Origin of the sequence: Nocardia farcinica (genome assembly GCF_029867845.1) — a bacterium.
GTDB lineage: Bacteria > Actinomycetota > Actinomycetes > Mycobacteriales > Mycobacteriaceae > Nocardia > Nocardia farcinica_A.
Map to the genome: position 1 here is coordinate 1 of NZ_JARWRU010001054.1, position 2373 is coordinate 2373.

Annotated in this window: 2 protein-coding genes; one reads left to right on the top strand and one right to left on the bottom strand. The window is 69.8% G+C overall.

What is annotated here, in order from left to right:
* On the bottom strand, positions 1–1108 hold a 1108-nt coding region (locus QH283_RS23310), incomplete at its 3' end, for a kinase (protein WP_280505078.1).
* A 230-nt stretch (positions 1109–1338) separates the two neighbouring features.
* On the opposite strand from QH283_RS23310, the gene QH283_RS23315 reads away from it, so the two are divergent.
* Entirely contained in the window at positions 1339–2199 is an 861-nt protein-coding gene (locus QH283_RS23315) for a hypothetical protein (protein WP_280505079.1), read from the top strand.
* Positions 2200–2373 lie beyond the last annotated feature (174 nt).

Consider the following 2373-nt stretch of genomic DNA (forward strand, 5'->3'; position numbering starts at 1 on the left):
CGCCCATGATCCTGGCGTCCTCGGCCAGCGCCGCCCACCGGTTGATGAGCGCCGCCGAGCGCGGGATCGACAAACTGTGCTCGCGGGCGGCCGCGATGCGCGCGTGATCGGCGGGCAGGAACCAGAAGGTGGTCAGCCAGACCCAGATCAGGCGCGCCTCGAGAATGCGCTCGGCCAGCACGTCGTCGTCGGCCAGCGCGGGGAACACCCCGACCACCTCGGCGCGCCAGGCGTCGACCATCTGCCTGGCCCGGTCGCGGGACAGCTCGACATCGCACAGGCAGCCGGGGAAGGACACCAGCGCGTAGGAGATGTCCAGCGTGGCGTCCCGGAAGCCGCCCCACTCGTAGTCGAGGAAGCGCGCGCCGTCGTTGTTGATCATGACGTTGTCCGGGCACAGGTCCGACGGACTGAACGCGCGGAAGCGGCCCGCCGAGAACAGCCGGTTGCCGCGCACGATGCGCTCGGCGAACTCGCCGGGCACCTCGATGCCCAGCTCGCGCTGCAACAGCCTCGGCACCTCCACGACCGAGGCCTCCGCCTGCTGGGCGATGGGGTCGGCGCGGTGGTGCAGCCCGTTGGCCCGGCGCAGCAGCGCCACGAAGTCGGCTTCGCGGCCCACCGTGGCGGCGTGCATGCGGCCGAGCGCCTGCGCGAAGGCCATCAGCGCGTTGCGGACGGTGGTCTTGTTGCCCGAGCGCAGGGCCGCGGTCATGCCCGCGTTCTCCCCGAGATCGGACAGGATCAGCAGGCGGTCGGGCAGGCTGTGCGCGACCAGATAGGCGCCGGGCCGGTGGTCGCGTCCGAGCGAGGTGGTGAACTGGTAGGACACCGCCTCGCGGAGGAACGCCGAGTCGCCACCGGCCACGCCGGGCGCGAGCGCGCCCGTGGCGGGGTCCTCGGCGGCGGCCCGGACCTGCTTGACGATCAGCGTGCGCGGTAGCGAGTACGCGTTCTCCGCGACACGGACACGCAGGACGGTGGTCCTGCCACTTCCACTGAGTTCGATCGGATCACTCAGCTTCACCGGAGCACCCATGCGCTTGGTGAGCAACTGTTGTGCTGCGGATACGACGTCGGCGGCGCGTTCGGCCAATAGTGCGGTCATCGCCTCTCAAGCTACTCGCTCCGGGACACTTCTAGCGAGCGGTTACCCAACCTTTCCGCGTCGCTCGGCGTGTCCACCTGTTGTGGGCAACCGGACGCCCTCGACCGGGCTCGACAACCCGCCACCACACCTCGGCAGTCCGCCTTGACACCATCGCGCGTGTCCGGTTTTCTCATCGTGAACTGCTCTGCGCCACTTCGCAAACCAGTTGTCAGGAAAGGTCTGTCATCGTGACCGAAACACCACCTCCGGCCCCGCGCGACCCCGCTGTCGGCGACGGCCCGGCGCAGGCGGGTGACCCACGGCGGGCCGATGGCGGACAGTACTCCGCCGCACCCCAGCCTTCCGGCCAGGACACGCCGCGGACCCGGGCGCAGCCGCAACAGGCGGGCGGGGAGCCCGAGTACGGCCCGGCGGGGACGGGACCGGCGTTCCCCCAGCAGCCGGTGTACGGCTACCAGACGGCGACCTACCGGCTCGACGTCGGTCACGCCATCAGCTACGGACTGGACAAGTTCCGGTCCAATCTCCTTTCCTGGCTCGCGATTACGGCCGTCGGGGTCGTTCTCTATCTGACTTTCCTGCTGTTCGTGCAGACCTTCGATCCCACCTCGTTGAGCGCGCTGGTGTTGCTCTTCCTGGTGGTGATGGTGTCGCTGTGGTTGCTGCAGGCGATGATGGTGCGCGGCGCGCTGCTCGAAACCGACGGCCCGAAGCCCGATTTCAACGACTTCGTACGGAACCTCAACGCGGGCAACGTGCTGCTCACCGCCCTGCTCGCCTTCCTCGGCACCTGGCTGGGACTGGCGTTGTGCGTGGTGCCCGGGTTGCTGGTCGGCGTGTTGTGCATGTTCGCCCTGCATTTCGTCATCGACCAGAACATGGGCCCCATCGACGCCATCCGTGCCAGCGCCATGCTGGTGACGGCGAATCCGTGGAAGGTCTTCCTGCTCGCGCTGTCGGTCGCGGTCATCACCGCCGTCGGCCTGCTGGCCTGCGGCATCGGCCTGCTGCTGGCGGGGCCGGTGTGCGTCATCGCGGTCACCTACAGCTACCGCGTCCTGGTGCACGGGGTGGTCTCCCCCGCCTGAGGCCCGCGAGCCCGTGCACACCTCTGAGCTGCACACCCCTGAGCTGCACACCCCTGAACATACGGCACACCCCTGAACGCCGACGGGGGGCCGGGGGAGGGGGAGCCACCCCCCCCCCCAAGACCGGGGGGGCGCGGAGCACCCCCCCCCCCCCCCCCGGGGGGGGGCCCGATA